Annotated in this window: 14 protein-coding genes; 9 read left to right on the top strand and 5 right to left on the bottom strand. The window is 69.5% G+C overall.

Translation table 11 applies throughout. From position 1 onward, the window contains the following. Window positions 1–4 precede the first annotated feature (4 nt). Window positions 5–1,027: an inner membrane protein YhjD gene (gene yhjD, locus G6N61_RS12530; RefSeq protein ID WP_163918821.1), complete on the top strand. Its 1,023-nt coding sequence runs from the start codon at window positions 5–7 to the stop codon at window positions 1,025–1,027. Here yhjD and G6N61_RS12525 read toward each other — a convergent pair. The 4 genes from G6N61_RS12525 to G6N61_RS12510 all read right to left on the bottom strand — a co-directional run bounded on the left by G6N61_RS12525 (window position 1,024) and on the right by G6N61_RS12510 (window position 5,305). After that, on the bottom strand, window positions 1,024–2,229 hold the full coding sequence (locus G6N61_RS12525) for a D-alanyl-D-alanine carboxypeptidase family protein (RefSeq protein ID WP_163918820.1): 1,206 nt from the start codon (window positions 2,227–2,229) through the stop codon (window positions 1,024–1,026). The two genes, yhjD and G6N61_RS12525, sit on opposite strands and share 4 nt — an antisense overlap. A 163-nt stretch (window positions 2,230–2,392) precedes the next feature. Next, window positions 2,393–3,385 carry an SMP-30/gluconolactonase/LRE family protein gene (locus G6N61_RS12520; RefSeq protein ID WP_163918819.1) on the bottom strand — a complete coding sequence of 331 codons (993 nt, stop codon included), beginning with the start codon at window positions 3,383–3,385 and terminating at the stop codon, window positions 2,393–2,395. Between the two features lie 22 nt (window positions 3,386–3,407). Next, a complete protein-coding gene (locus G6N61_RS12515; protein ID WP_163918818.1) occupies window positions 3,408–4,796 on the bottom strand; it encodes an aspartate aminotransferase family protein in 1,389 nt (462 codons plus the stop codon). Then, a complete protein-coding gene (locus G6N61_RS12510; RefSeq protein ID WP_163918817.1) occupies window positions 4,793–5,305 on the bottom strand; it encodes an Lrp/AsnC family transcriptional regulator in 513 nt (170 codons plus the stop codon). The genes G6N61_RS12515 and G6N61_RS12510 overlap by 4 nt, the downstream gene beginning before the upstream one ends. Window positions 5,306–5,440: 135 nt before the next feature. On the opposite strand from G6N61_RS12510, the gene G6N61_RS12505 reads away from it, so the two are divergent. From G6N61_RS12505 to G6N61_RS12470, 8 genes are all read left to right on the top strand, one after another. Further along, a complete protein-coding gene (locus tag G6N61_RS12505; protein WP_179973615.1) occupies window positions 5,441–6,922 on the top strand; it encodes a gamma-aminobutyraldehyde dehydrogenase in 1,482 nt (493 codons plus the stop codon). Further along, the gene (locus tag G6N61_RS12500; protein ID WP_163918815.1) at window positions 6,919–8,112 is read left to right on the top strand and encodes an enhanced intracellular survival protein Eis; all 1,194 of its coding nucleotides are present in this window, start codon (window positions 6,919–6,921) and stop codon (window positions 8,110–8,112) included. Before G6N61_RS12505 ends, G6N61_RS12500 begins: the two co-directional genes overlap by 4 nt. 53 nt (window positions 8,113–8,165) lie before the next feature. Continuing rightward, complete coding sequence (locus tag G6N61_RS12495) at window positions 8,166–8,840, top strand: TetR/AcrR family transcriptional regulator (protein ID WP_163918814.1); 675 nt, start codon at window positions 8,166–8,168, stop codon at window positions 8,838–8,840. Between the two features lie 180 nt (window positions 8,841–9,020). Continuing rightward, the gene (locus G6N61_RS12490; RefSeq protein ID WP_163918813.1) at window positions 9,021–9,869 is read left to right on the top strand and encodes an ABC transporter substrate-binding protein; all 849 of its coding nucleotides are present in this window, start codon (window positions 9,021–9,023) and stop codon (window positions 9,867–9,869) included. Window positions 9,870–9,884: 15 nt separating this feature from the next. Beyond that, entirely contained in the window at window positions 9,885–10,685 is an 801-nt protein-coding gene (locus tag G6N61_RS12485) for an amino acid ABC transporter permease (protein ID WP_163918812.1), read from the top strand. A 23-nt stretch (window positions 10,686–10,708) separates the two neighbouring features. Continuing rightward, complete coding sequence (locus G6N61_RS12480; RefSeq protein WP_163918811.1) at window positions 10,709–11,497, top strand: amino acid ABC transporter ATP-binding protein; 789 nt, start codon at window positions 10,709–10,711, stop codon at window positions 11,495–11,497. Between the two features lie 50 nt (window positions 11,498–11,547). After that, window positions 11,548–13,131 carry a gamma-glutamyltransferase family protein gene (locus tag G6N61_RS12475; RefSeq protein ID WP_235887509.1) on the top strand — a complete coding sequence of 528 codons (1,584 nt, stop codon included), beginning with the start codon at window positions 11,548–11,550 and terminating at the stop codon, window positions 13,129–13,131. 5 nt (window positions 13,132–13,136) lie between these two features. Then, a complete protein-coding gene (locus tag G6N61_RS12470; RefSeq protein ID WP_235887508.1) occupies window positions 13,137–13,802 on the top strand; it encodes a YoaK family protein in 666 nt (221 codons plus the stop codon). 21 nt (window positions 13,803–13,823) lie between these two features. Here G6N61_RS12470 and G6N61_RS12465 read toward each other — a convergent pair whose 3' ends face one another. Continuing rightward, entirely contained in the window at window positions 13,824–17,330 is a 3,507-nt protein-coding gene (locus G6N61_RS12465) for an Ig-like domain-containing protein (protein ID WP_163918810.1), read from the bottom strand. Between the last annotated feature and the right edge of the window lie 253 nt (window positions 17,331–17,583).

Here is a 17,583-nt window from a genome sequence, read left to right as displayed (position 1 = left end):
CCGGATGACCGAACCGGCCGAACCCGGTCTGCTCGACCGACTCCGGTCCAGGTTCCGGTGGCTCGACCGCGCGCTGCGGGCGCAAGAGCGCTACCAGAGCCGCAAGGGTGACTTCTTCGCGGCGGGCATCACGTACTTCACGGTGTTCGCCATCTTTCCGCTGGCGATGGTGTCCTTCGCAGCCGCCGGGTTCGTGCTCGCCAACGACTCCGGGCTGCTGCTGCAGGTCGAGAACCAGATCAGGTCCGCCGTGTCGGGCGACGTCGGCGAACAGCTCGTCGAGCTGATGAACTCGGCCATCGACTCCCGCACGTCGGTGGGCCTCATCGGGCTCGCGACCGCCGCGTGGGCGGGGCTCGGCTGGATGGCCAACCTGCGCGAGGCGCTGTCGGAGATGTGGGAGCAGCGCCGCGAACCCGCCAACCTGGTCAAGACGAAGCTGTCCGACCTGTTGGCGCTGATTTCGACGTTCGGCGCGCTGGCCGTCACGATCGCGCTCACCGCGCTGGGCAACTCACGCCTGCTGGAGACGATCCTCGAATGGCTCGGCCTGCAGGACGTACCGGGCGCCGGGGTCGCCGTATACCTGGCGTCGCTGGTGCTGTCGCTACTGGTGTCGTGGCTGCTGTTCGCATGGATCATCGCGCGCCTGCCCCGAGAGACGGTGTCGTTCCGCAGCTCGGTGCGGGCGGGACTGCTCGCCGCCGTCGCGTTCGAAATCTTCAAGCAGTTGGCGTCGGTCTACCTGAAGTCGGTCGTCACCGGCCCGGCGGGGGCGACGTTCGGTCCGGTGCTCGGCCTGATGGTGTTCGCCTATGTCACCGCGCGGCTGATCCTGTTCGCGACCGCGTGGGCCGCGACGTCGGAGGACAACCTCGCCGCGGCACCCGTCGACCCACCCGGCCCTGCTTTGATCACCACGCGGGTGCAGGTACGAAACGGTTCCGGCGTGGGCACCGTCGCGGCGGCGGTGGCGGGCGCGATCGGGGCAATCGGGTTGTCGCGCCTGACACGTCGACGGCGCTAGAGCGTGCGGCGGCGGTTCAGCGACCGCGCGGCCATGATGAGCGCGAACACGATCAGCGATCCGGCGACGCCGACGCCGACGCGCACCGGGGTGGCGTCCTCGGGTGGGAGCAGCGTGGCGAGGTCCTGGGCGGCGTCGAGGGTCGAGAGCTCCTCGGCTTCCTTGGGGCTCAGCGACGGGTCGGGCTCGATCAGCGTGCCGACCTTGGTGCCGGGCTCGGTCGCGAATCCGTAGTCGAGCAGACGCGCAGCCTGCTCCCACGGCGCGATCGGCTGCCGGGTGCCGCGCAGCAGCACGGCCACCAGCCTGCGGCCGTCGCGTTCGGCCGCACCGACGAAGGTTTGGCCTGCGTCGTCGGTGTAGCCGGTCTTGCCGCCCATCGCTCCCGGGTAGTTGTCGAGCAGCTTGTTGTCGTTCTCGAGTTCGTACTCGGGCAGCTGGTAGGTGCGCGTGGCCACGATGTCGGTGAACACGTCGTTCTGCCAGGCGTATCGATAGAAGAGGCCCATGTCGTAGGCCGACGTGCTCATGCCCGGCCCGTCGAGACCCGACGGCGTGGCGGCCCTGGTGTCGCGGCCGCCGAGCTTGGACGCCAGGTCGTTGATCTTGCGCAGCGCGGCGTCCATGCCGCCCAGCTGACCGGCGAGCGCGTGGGCGGCGTCGTTGCCCGAGTGCATCAGCAGGCCGTGCAGCAGGTCGTTGACGGTGTAGACGCTGCCGTCCTTGACGCCGATCTGCGTGCCCTCGGCCGCCGCGTCGTCGGCGGTGCCAACGACCTGCTTGTTCAGCGGCACGTCCTTGATCGACTGCATTGCGACGAGCACCTTGATGACGCTCGCGGGTCGATGCCTGCCGTGCGGGTCTCGCGCGGCGATCACGTCGCCGGAGTCGAGGTCGGCGACCAGCCAGGCCTCGGCCGAGACGTCGCCGGGCACCGGTGGCGTGCCCGGTGCGGTGATGATGCCGCAGCCGGACAGGGCCTCGCCGCCCAGGGGTGTCGCGGGCACGGGCAGCGGCGCGGGCGGCGGGCCCGCCTTCGGCACCTCGGAGTCGTCGACCGCAGGCGGTGTGACCACCTTGTACGGGCAGGGGTCGGGTTCCGCGGCGGCGGTCGGGACGCCGGCGAACACGGGGACCACGGCGAAGGTGAGTGCCGCCGCGAGGCACGCGACGCGGCGCGTGAGGGGTCCGGAGGTAGCCATGGTCCTTGCAGGCTAAGAGACCGGCGCCGGATATCCGTGGAGGCACGCTGTGACTGCTGTGACTAGTGCGACCGCTGTTGCTCGCCATCCCCGGCCGAGCAGACGCAAAGGCCCCTGTTTCGACATGAATGAGGGGCTTTCGCGTCTGCTCGCGACGGGCGACCTACAGGTCGACGTACCCCAGCGCGGAGAACTCGATCGTCGACATCCACAGCCGGCCGTCGTGTTCGACGACGCCCGTCACGCCGCCGAAACCGGGCTGGTCGGTCCGGACGCCGTCGACCGCGGTGCCGTGGTCGGCGTCGAAGCCGACGACCCACACCTCGGGCTGCACCTTCGGCTGCAATCGCGACGGCAGTCGCCAGATGACCTTGCGCAGCAACGGCGTTCGCGGCATCAAGCCCTCCGCGGCGGCGTTGACCGGCGTGACGAGCGCAACCCAGATCCGCCCGTCGGAACCGGTCGAGATGTTGTCCGGCATGCCCGGCAGGTGCACCGCCAGCGGCGTGACGGTGCCCGCCCGAGGTCCGCTCAGCCAGTACTTCGACAGCCGGCGGCCCATGGTCTCGGCGAACACCAGCGCCGACCCGTCGGCGGTTACCGTCACGCCGTTGGGGAAGTACAGCCCGCCGACCAGCGTGGTGGCCGTTCCGTCCGGGTCGAGCCGGAACAGGCTGCCGGTGCCGCGCGCCTCGAGGAACGCGCCGAGGAAGTGCTCGAAGTGGAACTCGCTGGTCGACTCGGTGAAGTAGATCGTGCCGTCCGCGGTCTCGGTGACGTTGGAGCAGAACCGAAGCGGCCGTGCCTCGACCGTCGCGACAAGGACGTCGAGCACCCCGGAGGCCGGGTCGAGTGCCAACAGGCCGCGGTGGCTGTCGCAGATCAGGACGCGACCGTCGCGGGCGACGTGCATCCCGAGCGGCCTGCCACCGGTGTTGCTGACCACGGTCTGCTCGCCGCCCGGCGCGATGCGCACGATGCGGCCGTCGACCAGCCCGGTCCACAGGTTCCCGTCGGCGTCGACGACGACGTCCTCGGGACCGTGGCCGGGCACCGGCACCACCGTCACCGGCCGCGCCGACTGCTCGGGCAGCGGCTCGACCGGTGGCGGCTGCCAGCGGACTGGGTGGATCGGCGGCTTGCGAGTGCGGGCCATCCGCCGACGATAACGCGGTGGGCTACATCATCTGGCTGGCTCGACCCAAGACGTCGCTGAGGATGTCGTAGATCGCGTCGAACTCGGCCTGCCCGGAGATCAGCGGCGGCGCGAGCTGCACCACTGGGTCGCCACGGTCGTCGGCGCGGCAGTACAGCCCCGCCTCGAACAGCGCGGGCGTCAGGAAGCCGCGCAGCAGCCGCTCGCATTCGTCGTCGTCGAAGGTCTCCTTGGTGGCCTTGTCCTTGACGAGTTCGATTCCGTAGAAGTACCCCTCGCCGCGGACGTCGCCGACGATCGGGAGGTCGAGCAGCTTCTCGAGCGTCGCGCGGAACGCCGGGGCGTTCTCCTTGACGCGGTCGTTGAGGCCCTCGCGCTCGAAGATGTCGAGGTTGGCCAGTGCCACGGCCGACGACACGGGGTGCCCGCCGAAGGTGTAGCCGTGCCCGAACACCGTCTGCCCGTCGTTGAACGGCTCGAACAGCCGGTCGCTGGCGATCATCGCGCCGATCGGGGAGTAGCCCGACGTCAGACCCTTGGCGCACGTGATGATGTCGGGCGTGTAGCCGAAGTCGTTGCACGCGAACATCGATCCGATGCGGCCGTAGGCGCAGATGACCTCGTCGGAGACGAGCAGCACGTCGTACTCGTCGCAGATCTCGCGGACCCGCTCGAAGTATCCGGGCGGCGGCGGGAAGCAACCGCCTGCGTTCTGCACGGGCTCCAGGAACACCGCGGCGACGGTGTCGGGACCTTCGAACTCGATCGCCTCGGCGATCCGGTCGGCGCAGTACCGGCCGAACGCCTTCGGATCCGAGCTGAACATCTCGGGGGCTCGGTAGAAGTTCGTATTGGGCACGCGGAATCCGCCTGGGGTCGGCGGATCGAACGGTGCCTTGAACGTCGGGATGCCGGTGATGGCCAGCGCTCCCTGCGGCGTGCCGTGGTAGGCGATGGACCGCGACATCACCTTGTACTTGCCCGGCTTGCCGGTCAGCTTGAAGTACTGCTTGGCCAGCTTCCACGCGCTCTCCACGGCCTCACCGCCACCGGTGGTGAAGAAGACGCGGTTCAGGTCGCCCGGGGTATATCCGGCGAGGCGCTCGGCCAGCTCGATGGCAGGCGGCGTCGCGAAGGACCACAGCGGGAAGAAGGCCAGCGACTCGGCCTGCTTGGCCGCAGCCTCGGCCAGCTCGGCGCGGCCGTGTCCGGCCTGCACCACGAACAGCCCGGACAGGCCGTCGATGTACTTGTTGCCCTTGCTGTCCCAGATGTGGACGCCCTCACCCCGGGTGATGACCGTCGGGGTGATGCCCTCGCCGTGGCGGGCGAAGTGGCCCCACAGGTGGCGGTTGGCCTTGGCGTCGAGATCGGTGGTGGATGTTTCGGCAGTTTCAGAGATGATTGTCATCGCGTACCCCAATTGTATTGCTGCTTGACGAGTTTGAGATAAACCAAGGTTTCGGTGGATATCACTCCCGGTACGGCGCGGATCTTGGTGTTGAGTAGGTCGAGGAGGTCGCCGTCGTCCTCGCAGACCACTTCGACGATGGCGTCGAACGAGCCCGCGGTGAGCACCACGTAGTCGACCGATTCGATGGTCGCCAGCTTCTCGGCGACCTTCGTGGTGTCGCCGGTGCAGCGGATGCCGATCATCGCCTGACGGGCGAAGCCGAGCTGCATGGGATCCGTGACGGCGACGATCTGCATCACGCCCGCATCGACCATGCGCTGGACCCGTTGCCGCACCGCAGCCTCGGACAACCCCACGGCCTTGCCGATGCCTGCGTAGGAGCGGCGACCGTCGGCCTGCAGCTTCTCGATGATGGCCTTGGACAACTCGTCGAGCTGATACGCGGCACCGGGGCGGATTCGCAACGAGACAGCGGGCAACCCGGTGTGGGCGTCGGGCGTGACCATGCTCACGATTGTGCACGGAATCCGTCATGACAAGCAACCAGGCCGACGGAATCACTCGTTTCCGGTGCCCACAACGTGGGAATGCGTCGTCAACTCGGTCGCGGTGTCCCGGGCGAACGCGATAGCGTGACGTCCATGGCTCACACGGTGGCAAGCAGCTATGTCGACGGCGTCGAGGTCAAGACGGGTGGTGGTCAATTCTCCATCGTCAGCCCGGCCGACGGGAGCGTGGTGGCCGAATACGCCCTCGCCACGGCGGCCGACGTCGACGCCGCGGTGTCCTCGGCGCGTGCGGCGCTCCGCGGGTGGTCGACGGCCACTCCGGTGGACCGCTCGACCGTGCTTGCGAAGCTGGCCAGGCTCGCCGACGAGGCGTCCGACGACCTGGTGGCCGAGGAGGTCAGTCAGACGGGCAAGCCCGTGCGCCTCGCCCGGGAGTTCGACGTCCCGGGCAGCATCGACAACATCGACTTCTTCGCCGGGGCGGCGCGGCACCTGGAGGGCAAGGCGACCGCGGAGTACTCGGGCGACCACACCTCCAGCATCCGGCGCGACGCGATCGGCGTCGTCGCCACCATCACGCCGTGGAACTACCCGTTGCAGATGGCGGTGTGGAAGGTGTTGCCGGCGTTGGCCGCCGGTTGCTCGGTGGTGATCAAACCCGCGGAGATCACGCCGCTGACCACGCTGACGCTCGCGCGGCTCGCGACCGAGGCGGGCCTACCCGACGGCGTGCTCAACGTCGTCACCGGCGCCGGGCACGACGTCGGCACCGCCCTGGCCGGTCACGCCGACGTCGACCTGGTGACGTTCACCGGTTCGACACCCGTTGGGCGCAAGGTGATGGCGGCCGCCGCGGCGCACGGCCATCGCACGCAGCTGGAACTGGGCGGCAAGGCGCCGTTCGTGGTGTTCGACGACGCCGACCTCGACGCCGCCATCCACGGCGCGGTCGCTGCGTCGCTGATCAACACCGGTCAGGACTGCACCGCGGCCACCCGCGCGATCGTCGCCCAACCCCTGTACGACGACTTCGTGGCGGGCGTTGCCGAATTGATGGGCAAGGTCGTCGTCGGCGACCCGCATGACCCGGACACCGACCTGGGCCCGTTGATCACGATGGCGCACCGCGACAAGGTGGCGGGCATCGTCTCGCGCGCACCCGGCGAGGGCGGCCGCGTCGTCACCGGCGGCAGCGCGCCCGACCTGCCCGGGTCGTTCTACCGGCCGACGCTGATCGCCGACGTCGACGAGCGCTCGGAGGCCTACCGCAACGAGGTCTTCGGACCGGTACTCGTCGCGCGGCCGTTCACCGCCGACGACGACGCCATCCGGCAGGCCAACGACACCGAGTACGGGCTGGCCGCCTCGGCGTGGACGCGCGACGTCTACCGCGCGCAGCGGGCGTCGCGTGAGATCCACGCGGGGTGCGTGTGGATCAACGACCACATCCCGATCATCAGCGAGATGCCGCACGGCGGCGTCGGGGCCTCGGGCTTCGGCAAGGACATGAGCGACTACTCCTTCGAGGAGTACCTCACCATCAAGCACGTGATGAGCGACATCACCGCGGTGGCCGAAAAGGATTGGCACCGGATCATCTTCAGTAAGCGATGAGCGCCCTCGCCCCTCGCGACATCACCGACGCCCAGTGGCGCGACGTCCCCCTGCTGACGGCGACCAGCTTCGGCTCGACCTGGCATCCCGAGACGTTCGCCGCGTGGCGGACCGCCATGCCGCCGCGCAGCTCGGTGGTCGTCGTCGACGGCGACGACCTGGTCGGGCAGGCGCACTACCTGGACTTCGAGCTGACGGTGCCCGGGGGAGCAGTGCTGCCGACCGCGGGCATCACGTGGGTCGGGGTGGCGCCGACGCACCGTCGCCGCGGGCTGCTGCGCGCGATGTACACCGACCTGCACGACCGGTTCGCCGAGAACGGGTATCCGCTGGCCGCGCTGACCGCGACCGAGGGCGGCATCTACGGCCGTTTCGGCTACGGCCCCGCGACGGTCGACACCGAGTTCAGCCTCGACCGGCGGTTCGCCCGGTTCCATCGTGACGCGCCCGATCCCGGTGGCGTCCGGATCGTGCGCCCGGGTGAGCACCGCGACGAGCTCGCCGCCATCTACGACCGGTACCGGCGCGGCACACCCGGCGGCCTGGCCCGTCCGACCCCGCTGTGGGACGACCTGCTCGCCGATTGGGAGGACTCCCGAGGCGGCGGCACTGCCTGGTTCTGCTTCCTGCACGACGACGGCTACCTGCTCTACCGGTTGTTCCGCGGATCGGCGAGGACCGTTCGGGTGGAGGAGTTCACGGCCGTCACGCCCGAGGCGCACGTCGCACTCTGGCGTGCGTTGATCGGCCTCGACCTGGTCGAGACCATCACGGTGGTCAGTCACCCCGGTGACCCGCTGCCCTACCTGCTCGACGATCCTCGGCTGGTCCGCACCACCGGGTCGGAGGACGGGCTCTGGCTGCGGCTGATGGACGTGCCGAGAGCGCTGGCGGCCAGGACGTACGCAGCCGACGTCGACACGGTGCTGGAGGTCGGTGACGGATTCCGTTCCGACGGAGGACGGTTCGCGCTGTCCATCCGTGACGGCCGGGCCGAGTGCGCGCCGACCGACGCGCCCGCGGAGTTCGCCTTGGACCTCGACGTGCTGGGCAGCCTGTACCTGGGCGCACACTCGGCGGCGCTGCTCGCCGCGGCCAATCGCATCCGCGGCAGCGATCGGACGCAGCTGGCGCGCCTCGATGCCGCCTTCCGCAGCGACGTGCCCGCGCGGCTGGGCTTCCACTTCTAGGTGCCGGCCTACGGCGCCGTCGACCGCGTGGGCCGGTGTGTCACAGTGGTCGGGTGAAGTACGGGCCGGGCTGGGAACCGAGGGCCGTCGACTGGTCGTCGACGCGTGGCCGCATCCTGCTGTCGGCCTCGGTGCTGTTCGCTCAGCGCGGTTACTTCGGCACCTCGACGCGTGACATCGCCGAGGCCGTCGCGATCCGGCAGCCCTCGCTGTTCCACCACTTCCAGGCCAAGCACGAGATCTTCCGGACCCTCGTGGAACTCGACCTCGGGCCCTCGATCGACCGGATGAACCAGCGGCTCGCCGAGGACTCGCGATGGGCCGAGAAACTGCATCTGGCCATCGCGTGCGACGTCCGGGAGATCCTCGTCCAGCCCTTCGACGCCCGCGGCCTCTATCAGGACGCAGTGCTCGCCCTCGACGAGTTCGCGGCCGAGCGCGAGGGTATCGCGCTCTTTCACGACCAAATCGAGCGCGTGATCGACGGCGGTTGCCAGGCAGGTGAATTCGTGTCCTTCGAGTCGAGTTTCGTGCAGCGCGCCATGAACGGCGTGTTGTTCGAGACGTTGCGCGAACAGGGTGGTCCCTCGAGTTCGGTTCGGCACGAGCGGCCCCTGCAGGCGGCGGACTTCGTCGTGCGATCCCTGCTCGTCGACCAGGCCAGTCTGACGGAGATCCGTGAGGTGACGCGTGCGCGCCTCGGCGACCTCGAGATGGCCGTCACCTGACACACCGGGCACCGTCCCCTGAGCCACCGCCCGCAGTCGGTCGTGTGACGACTGCGTAAACCGTGTTACGAGTTCCGTCAAACCGTTCCTCTGCGGCCGACGGTGCCCTATCGTTCGATAGGGAACTCGCCATGACCTGCACGGCGTGCGACCGGACCGCTCTATCTTTCGGAGGAAAAGTTGAAGACATCGTTGATCGCCGGCCTCGCCGGCGTTGCACTCTTCGGCCTCGTGGGTTGTTCGTCGTCGTCCGACGAGGCGGCGCCGAGCCCGACCGGACCGGCAAAGGTCTCGCCGCCCGCGATCCTGGAGGCCGACACGCTCACGATCTGCGCGCCGAACGACGGCACGCCGCCGAACGTCTACCACGACGAATCGGGCAAGCTGGTCGGCAGCGAGGTGGAACTGGGCGAGGCGCTCGCCGCTCAGATGGGCCTGAAGGCGAAGTTCCACGAATCCTCGTTCGCCACGGTCATTCCCACGTTGCAGGCCAAGCAGTGCGACGTCATCATGGCCCAGCTCTACATCAAGCCGGAGCGCGAGGCCGTCGTCGACTTCGTGCCGTACGTGCTGTCCGGCACCGGCATCGCGGTGTCCGAGGACAAGCCCGCCGACATCACCGGCATGGACGACAGTCTGTGCGGCAAGAAGGTCGTGCTGGCGGTCGCCACCACGGCCGAGTCGCTGGCGCAGGAGCAGTCGGAGAAGTGCACGGCCGCAGGCAAGCCGCCGGTCGACATCACCCGCAGCAACCAGGCGGACGTGTCGATCCAGCAGGTGCAGAACGGCCAGGCCGACGCATTCATGGACACCGCCGAGACGCTGGGCTACTACGCCACCAAGACCGGCGCGAAGATCACCCCCGTGGGAGAGCCGTTCGGCACCATCGAGATTGGTGCCGCCACGCTCAAGGGCAACACCGCCCTGCACGACGCCATCGCCGCGGCACTCGGCGAACTCGAGGCCAACGGGACGTACAAGAAGATCCTCGATGAGTGGGGCATGAGCGACCTCGGCCTCTCCAGCTGATCGGAAGGCACACGGATGCAGTTCGATTGGGCGTTCTTCTGGAAGTCGCTATTCGCGCCGAGTGAATCGTTCGTCGACGGGTTGATCCTCACGATCGTCGTCTCCGCGGTCGCCATGGTCCTGGCCACCCTCGTCGGCCTGGCCGTGGCGCTCATGCGGCGCTCGCGGTTCGCGGTGGTGCGCTGGTGCGCCGGGTGCTACATCTGGGTGATCCGCGGCACGCCGCTGCTCGTGCAGCTGGTCATCATCTACACCGGGCTCGCGGCCATCGGGCTCTACCAGTTCCACGATGCATCCATCCTCGGGCTGTCGGTCAAGGCCGCCGTCCAAGCCGCGATCATCGGGCTGATGATCAACGAGAGCGCCTACATCGCCGAGATCATCAGGGCCGGGCTGGATTCCGTGCCCAAGGGCCAGTTCGAGGCGGCGGCATCACTCGGCATGACACCGACCAGGCTGATGCGCTACATCATCGTGCCGCAGTCGCTGCGCGTCATGGTGCCGCCGATGGGCAACTCGTTCAACGGGATGATGAAGACCACGTCGGTGCTGTCCGTGATCGGCGTGAGCGAGATGTTCCTGGTCACCCAGCAGATCAGTTCGGCGACGTTCCACACGTTCGAGATCTTCATCGTCGCCGCGATCTACTACCTGGCGCTCACCACGGTGTGGACGTTCATTCAGGCGGGCATCGAGAACCGGCTCACCCGGCAGCTCGGCATCGAGGTGCGCGTACCGATCACGGCGCGACTACTGGGCGCGCGTCGTGCCGGCCCCGCCGCGGCGACTAACGCAACCCTGCAACCACACGGATGAACGCCGCACCCAAGGGAGATGCCATGAGCGCGAACGACGTACGCGAGACGCCCGACGTACCCATCGTGTCGGTGCGCAACGCCTGCTGCACGCTGGGTGGACGCCGCGTCCTCAACGACGTGAACCTCGACGTGGAGCGTGGGCAGGTCGTCGTGCTCATCGGTCCCTCCGGGGCAGGCAAGACCACGCTGCTGCGGTCGGTGAACCACCTCGAGTCGTTGGACAGCGGTGAGGTGTTGGTCGCGGGCGTGTCGATCGCGCACCGCGAGGTGGGTTCCGATCGCAAGGTCGGCGTCGCCGAGCTGGCGCGCCGCCGGCGTGAGATCGGCTTCGTCTTCCAGCACTTCAACCTCTTCCCGCACATGACGGCGTTGGAGAACGTCTGGAACGGCCCGGTCCGAGTCCTTGGCCAGCCGAAGGCCAAGGCGCGCGAAGATGCCCGGGCCCTGCTTGAGCGGGTGGGGTTGGGCGACAAGGGCGAATCCCGTCCGAGCCAGCTGTCCGGCGGCCAGCAACAGCGGGTCGCGATCGCCCGCGCGCTGGCGATGCGCCCGAAGGTCATGCTGTTCGACGAACCGACCAGCGCCCTCGACGTCGAGATGGTCGGCGAAGTGCTCGAGGTGATGCGGGAATTGGCGCGCGAGGAGATGACGATGCTCGTGGTGACCCACGAGATGCGGTTCGCCAGGGACGTCGCCGACCGCATCATCGTCATGGACGCAGGCCGCATCATCGAGGACTCGCCGCCCAGCGAGCTGTTCAGTAGCCCAAAGAACGAGCGGACCAAGGCGTTCCTGTCGACGATCCACTGACTGCTCGCATCCGCCCGTTCCCCTTCCCCGAGCGAGGAGTCGAATCCCCCGTGCCCACACCATCGGCGTCGTTCACCGGAGCCCTCGCGACGCCGCACGCACTGGCGACCGAGGCAGGCATGCGTGCCTACCGCGACGGCGGCACGGCCATCGACGCCGCCATCACGGCCGCGGCGGTCTTGACCGTGGTCTACCCGCACAACGTGGCGCTGGGCGGCGACCTGATCGCGCTGGTGCGCACACCGGACGGCGACGTGCGCTGCATCAACGCCTCGGGGTGGTCGGGGCGCGGCGTCGACGTCGCGGACGTGCGCAGACGGTGTGGCGACTGGCTGCCCACCCGCGGTGCCGACACGGTGACCGTACCCGGTGGCGTGCGCGGCTGGGATACGTTGCGCACGTTCGGTTCCCGGCTCGGTTGGGCCGAGACACTGGCGGCGGCCGAGGACGTCGCGCGGGCCGGCGTACCGGTGGCGCCGTCGCTCGCCGGCCACCTCGCCGACCCCGAGAACGCGGACCTGTTCGGTGTCGCGGACTTCGATGCGGTATTCCACCCGGGCGGTCGGCCCCTGGCGGTCGGCGACGTCCTGACCCAGCCCGCCCTCGCCGACACGTTCGCGGGGCTGCGCGCTGCCGGTCCGGACGCCTTCTACGTCGGCGACCTCGCCCGCCGCAGCATCGACTACCTGCGCCACCACGGTTCGGTGCTCGACGCCGACGACTTCGCCCATTTTCGTCCGGAAGTCATGGAGCCGCTGTCGGCGGCGTTCGGTGCCCTCACGGTGCTGACCAGCCCGCCGAACACGCAGGGCTTCCTACTGCTGCGCGCCCTGCGGGCGCTCGACGAACTCGGCGTCACCGACCCGCTCGGGGACGGTCTCGGCCGGCTGATGCGCATCTTCCACCGCGGCAACGCCCTACGTCGCGACCGGCTCGCCGATCCGCGGTTCGCCGACGTGGACGTCACCGCGCTGCTGAAGGACGGCCTCGCCGACGTCACCGATGTCGGAGCTGCGCAACCGGGGCACGCTCCGGTCGCACGCGGGGACACGGTGGGCATCGCCGCGGCCGACGACCAGGGCTACGCGGTCTCCCTCATCCAGAGCGTCTACCACGCCTTTGGTTCCGGCCAGATCGACCCCGAGACCGGGATTCTGTTCCACAATCGGGGCACCAGCTTCTCCCTCGACGCGGCGTCGCCGAACGTGCTGGCGCCGCGCAAGCGGCCCGCGCACACTCTGATGCCCGTACTGACCACCGAGGGCGGGGCCGTGCGGCACGTGCTCGCCACGATGGGTGGGCAGGCGCAGCCGCAAATCCTCGCCCAGGTGCTGCTGCGTGCGCTCGACGGCGCGGACGCGCAGGCCGCCGTCAGCGGTCCGCGGGCCGCGGTGGGCGTCCAGATCGACGGCGAGACCGCCGATTCGGTGACCGTCGAGGCCGACGTGCCCGCCGACGCGGTGGCGGCGGTGGTGGCCGAGGGTCTGCTGCCCTGGCAGGTGTCGGCGCACACCGAGGCGCTCGGGCAAGCCAACGTCGTGTTCGCCGATGGTTCCGGCTCGCTGGTCGCGGCGTCGGACCCGCGCGCCGACGGCGCGGCGAGCGTCACGCAGTTTCCCCGCCGGGACCGCTAGTGCCGGTGCGGACCACGCACCTGCGGGTGTGGCTGATGATGGCGCTGACGTGCGTCACCGGACTGCTCGACGCCGTCGGCTATCTCGGTCTGGACCGGGTGTTCACGGGCAACATGACCGGCAACATCGTGATCCTGGGCATGGGGCTGGCCGGCGCCGACGGCCTGCCGGTCGCCGGTCCGCTGGTGGCATTGGGCGGCTATGTGGCCGGCGCCGCACTAGGAGGCCGGCTGGTGCACCGGCGCAAGCCTGCCTGGACGGCGGTCGTGACGGCCCTGTTCGGCTGCAGCGCCGTGGTTCTCGCGGCGCTGGCGACGTTGCTGCTGACCGTCGACGTCGTAGGTGCCTCGCCCGCGGGCGTCGGGATCGCCGCCGGCATCGCGGCGCTCATGGGCATGCAGGCCGCGACCGCCCGCGCACTCGCCGTCACCGACATGACGACGGTGGTGGTCACGTCGACCATCACGGCCTACGCCGGGGAGACGCTGTTCGCCGGGGGCACGGCGTGGCTGACGCACCGGCGGCTGTGGGCGATCGTCGCGATCTTCGCCGGTGCGCTGGCCGGGGCCTTGCTGATGCGGACCCACGTCTGCATCCCGGTGTACCTGGCCGCTGCCGTCACCGCGGTGGTCGCCGTGCTCGGGCACCGGGCGTGGGGCAGCGTCGACTAGCTGCGATTCGACGCGTGCCCGTCACACCGTCGTGGATGGGGCCTCGATTAGCAGCGTGTGGAAGTAACCGGCCCCGATCGCCGTGTAGTGATTGCCGTTGGCGGGCACGGGGATGTTCAGTTGGCCTTCCCTGTTCCTCCCGACGCCGATGGCCGTGCCGTCCGACCGCAGCAGGACGACGTGCCCCTGTGCCGCCGCCACGGCGGTGTAAACGACCCCGTCGGGCAACGCGGGCATCATGTCGATGCCGTCGAGGTCCGACAGGACCGCCTGACCGTCCGATCTGAGGAAGACCGTCCCATCCGCACCCGAGGCGACTTGGGTGTAGCGCACCCCGTCCGGCAGGACGGGCACCTTGATCAACGGGTCGGTGGAGACGGCCTGGCCATCGGAGCGCAGGAACACCGAGTGGTAGTCGCCGGCGGAGACGCCGGTGTAGACGACTCCGGCCGGTGGGGCGGGGATCGTCAACTGGCCGTCGAGGTTCGTCCCCGCCCCGACCACGGTTCCATCGGCCCGCAACGCCAGGACGTGTCCGCCGCCCGCCGAGATCTGCGTGTACGTGCCGGGCGGGATGTTCAATTGGCCGTACTCATTGTCGCCGGTGGCGAAGACCTGACCGTCCGACCGGAGGAGGACGACGGTGTCGTATCCGGCGGCCACCGCCGTGTAGGTCATCCCCGTGGGGAGCGGCGGGATCGTGAACGGTGTCTGCCGGACACCCGCGACGAGTACCGATCCGTCGGACCGCAGCAGCACGCTGTACCCGTCGCCTCCGGCAACCGCCGTGTACTGCATGCCCACCGGCAGCGCGGGGATGACGAGTTGCTTGGAGAAGTTCAGGCCCACCCCCCGGACGTTGCCGACGGCCCCGACCTCGATCAGTTGGACGAGCGGCGCGTTGACGCCGTCGTCGACGGTCAGCGTCACGGTCACGGTCTCGCCGATGTGTCGACTGGCCCACGCCGCGTCGGTGACCCTGACCCGATATCCGAAGATCAGGTCGCCGATCCTGTCTGGTGTGATTTCCAGGTGAGCGCCGCCCGTCACGGTGGCCGTCACGGGCTTGCCTTCGGGGTCGAAATACAAGGGCTGAATCACCCAGTCAGTCGAGGACAGGTCCTTGACTTCGAGGAACACCGGCGCCGCGTCAACGGTGACGGTGACGGTGCCGACCGACGTCGTGGTGCCGTTGCTGACGGTGTAGGTGAAGGTGTCCGTGCCGTAGAAACCGGCACGTGGTGCGTAGGTCACGCCGCTCGCGGTGAACGTGGCCGTGCCGTTCGTGGGTTGGCTGACACCGGTCACGGCGAGCGTCACCCCGCCGGCGTGACTGTCGTTGGCGAGAACGTCAATCGTCGTGGGCGTGCCCTGAGCCACGATGGCGCTGTCGGTCGACGCGACGGGAGGCGGCACGGCGACGCCGCGCAGCGACACGGTGGCCGGGGCGATCGCGGTCGTGGTGCCGTCGCCAACGGTGTAGGTGAAGGTATCGGCGCCGGTGTAGTTGGCGTCCGGCGTGTAGACGACCGTGGCGGTGGTGGCGTCGACTCGGACGACGGGGCCCAGCGTGCCGTGGCCGGGCGGGGTGATGATCGTGAAGGTCAGCGTATCGCCGTCGGCGTCCGTCCCGGTGAGCGTGATCGTCGTGGCGGTGCCCTCGCGGACCGTGACGGTCTGAGCGCCGCCCGCCACCGGCGCGTCGTTGACGCCGGCGATGCCTACGGTCACGGTGGCGGTGTTGCTGGTGGCTCCGGCGCGGTCGGCGACGGTGTAGGTGAAGGTGTCGGGAGTGGCTTCGTCGCCGTCGTTGACGTAGGTGATCCTGCCGGTGACGCGGTCGACGGTGACGGTGCCGTGCGCCGGTCCCGCCACGACGGTCACCGAGCTGGGGTCGAGGGTGTCGTCGACGTCGGTGTCGTTGGCCAGTACGTCGATGACGACGGTGCCGTTCTCGGCGACGGTGGTGGTGTCGTCGGTGGCGAGCGGCGGGTCGTTGACGCCGGTGACGGTGATGGTGAGCGTGCCCGATGTGGTGCGGCCGGTGCCGTCGGAGACGGTGTAGGTGAGGGTCTCGATGCCGGCGAAGTCACGGGCCGGGGCGTAGGTGACGAGGCCGCCGGGGCCGAAGGTCGCGACGCCGTGCGAGGGCGTCGTGACCCCGGTGAGGGTGAGGGCGTCGCCGTTCGGGTCGTCGTCGTTGGCGAGCACGTCGACGATCCCGGGCGTCTCCTCGGCGACGGTGAGGGTGTCGGGACGGGTGACGGGTGCCTGTCCGACGCCGTTCACCGCGAGGGTCACGGTGGCGGTGCTCGACGTGGGGCTGAAGGACAGCGGGATGCCGAACAGGGTGCGCCGAGCGGCGGCGTCGCTGACGGTGTAGGTGAACGTGTCTGTGCCGCCGGTCAGGGCGAAGGCGTCGTCGGGGTCGTACCGGAAGGTGCCGGTCGCCTGGTCGACGGTCACGGTGCCGTGGGCCGGTCCGCCGAGGGTGCCGCGGGCGGGCACGGTGTACGTGAGCCGGTCGCCGTCGGCGTCCGTGCCGGACAACGGAATCGGGACGCTCACCGATCCGGTCGAGGGCAGGGTGAGGGTGACGGATTGATTGGTTGCGATGGGCGTGGAGTTGAAGAACGTGCGCTGGATCTCGCGGCGGACGAAGGCCAGCACGGCCCACAGCAGCGTGGGCTGAGCGGGTGCTGCGGGCGCACCGCCCAAGAAGGGGGTCAGGACGGCGTTGAGGACGGTGCCGACGAAGGCGGCGGGTGCGGCCAGCAGCGTTCCGATCGGGCCGAGGCTCGGTGCCGGTGCGAAGGCGGTCGTCGTCACCGTCGACGCGGCGCTTACCGGCGCGACGGTGACCCGGGGGGTAGCTGTGACGTCGGCGCGTGGGGTGGGCTGCGCGGTGTCGACGCGCACCGTTTGGGCGGTCTGAGTGACTGGAGCGGGCGCGGGCCGAATCGCCGTGGGCGCGGCGGCGGCGACCTCCGACCCAGTCGACGAGGCGTCGTCGAGTGACGTCGGTGAATCGGCGAGCGGCGCCGGTGTCGTCGGCGCGGTCTCCTGGGGCGAGACGGGTGTCGGGGATCCACTGGTAGCGGGCGATTCCTCGATGACGATGTCTTCGACGGCAGGGGGCTCGCCGGCGCCGGGCCCTGGGCCCTCATTGGTGGACCCGTCGTCATCCGCGCGGTTGGTGCCGGTGTTGGTTTGTGCGCTGACCGTCCCCGGCGCCGGGGTGCTGGTTCCCTCACCTCGGCCGGGCGCCGCGGACGGGTCATCCGACGGGGTGCGCGACGTGGTCGTCGACGTCGGCCCGGTGGTCGTGCCCTCGCCCGCGGACTGGGCATCGTCACCGGTCGGTGCGCCCGGTGCGTCGGGGGAGGATGGCCGGGCGGCTGGGCCGTCCGAGGATGCGGAGGCAGCGCCGTCGTCGGCCAGCGCGGTGGCTGGAAACGCAACCGCCGTGCCGATGCCAAGCGCTACGGCGAGTGCTCCGACCCGCCCGACGTGGTGACTGAACCCCATGATGACCATCCCCGGTCCGACGCATGCTTCATCACGCGGAAAGTTCGGGTTTGACTCTCGCGTCAGCGCCTAGAGCCGTCGTGAATAGGGCGCTAGGCAAAGAAATACCATCGATTATTGCCGCGAGCAAGCAGGACGCACATCGCACTATCCGTGCGCTGAGCGAACTCTCAGCCGCGTAGTGGCGTCGACCTTGTTTAGTGAGCCAATGCAATAGACGGCGGTGTTCCCAAATACGTGGTGCACCGGCGGC

It is taken from the genome of Mycolicibacterium arabiense (assembly GCF_010731815.2).
Lineage (GTDB): Bacteria > Actinomycetota > Actinomycetes > Mycobacteriales > Mycobacteriaceae > Mycobacterium > Mycobacterium arabiense.
This window is presented reverse-complemented; position numbering and strand designations above follow the sequence as displayed.

What these genes read in the sequence shown, in the direction of transcription:
- G6N61_RS12500 (WP_163918815.1), top strand. Translation starts at nt 6,919, where the DNA reads ATGAGCGCCCTCGCCCCTCGCGACATCACCGACGCCCAGTGGCGCGAC.
- G6N61_RS12510 (WP_163918817.1), bottom strand. Translation starts at nt 5,305, where the DNA reads ATGGTCACGCCCGACGCCCACACCGGGTTGCCCGCTGTCTCGTTGCGA.
- G6N61_RS12480 (WP_163918811.1), top strand. Translation starts at nt 10,709, where the DNA reads ATGAGCGCGAACGACGTACGCGAGACGCCCGACGTACCCATCGTGTCG.
- G6N61_RS12520 (WP_163918819.1), bottom strand. Translation starts at nt 3,385, where the DNA reads ATGGCCCGCACTCGCAAGCCGCCGATCCACCCAGTCCGCTGGCAGCCG.
- G6N61_RS12485 (WP_163918812.1), top strand. Translation starts at nt 9,885, where the DNA reads ATGCAGTTCGATTGGGCGTTCTTCTGGAAGTCGCTATTCGCGCCGAGT.
- G6N61_RS12525 (WP_163918820.1), bottom strand. Translation starts at nt 2,229, where the DNA reads ATGGCTACCTCCGGACCCCTCACGCGCCGCGTCGCGTGCCTCGCGGCG.
- G6N61_RS12515 (WP_163918818.1), bottom strand. Translation starts at nt 4,796, where the DNA reads ATGACAATCATCTCTGAAACTGCCGAAACATCCACCACCGATCTCGAC.
- G6N61_RS12465 (WP_163918810.1), bottom strand. Translation starts at nt 17,330, where the DNA reads ATGGGGTTCAGTCACCACGTCGGGCGGGTCGGAGCACTCGCCGTAGCG.
- yhjD (WP_163918821.1), top strand. Translation starts at nt 5, where the DNA reads ATGACCGAACCGGCCGAACCCGGTCTGCTCGACCGACTCCGGTCCAGG.
- G6N61_RS12505 (WP_179973615.1), top strand. Translation starts at nt 5,441, where the DNA reads ATGGCTCACACGGTGGCAAGCAGCTATGTCGACGGCGTCGAGGTCAAG.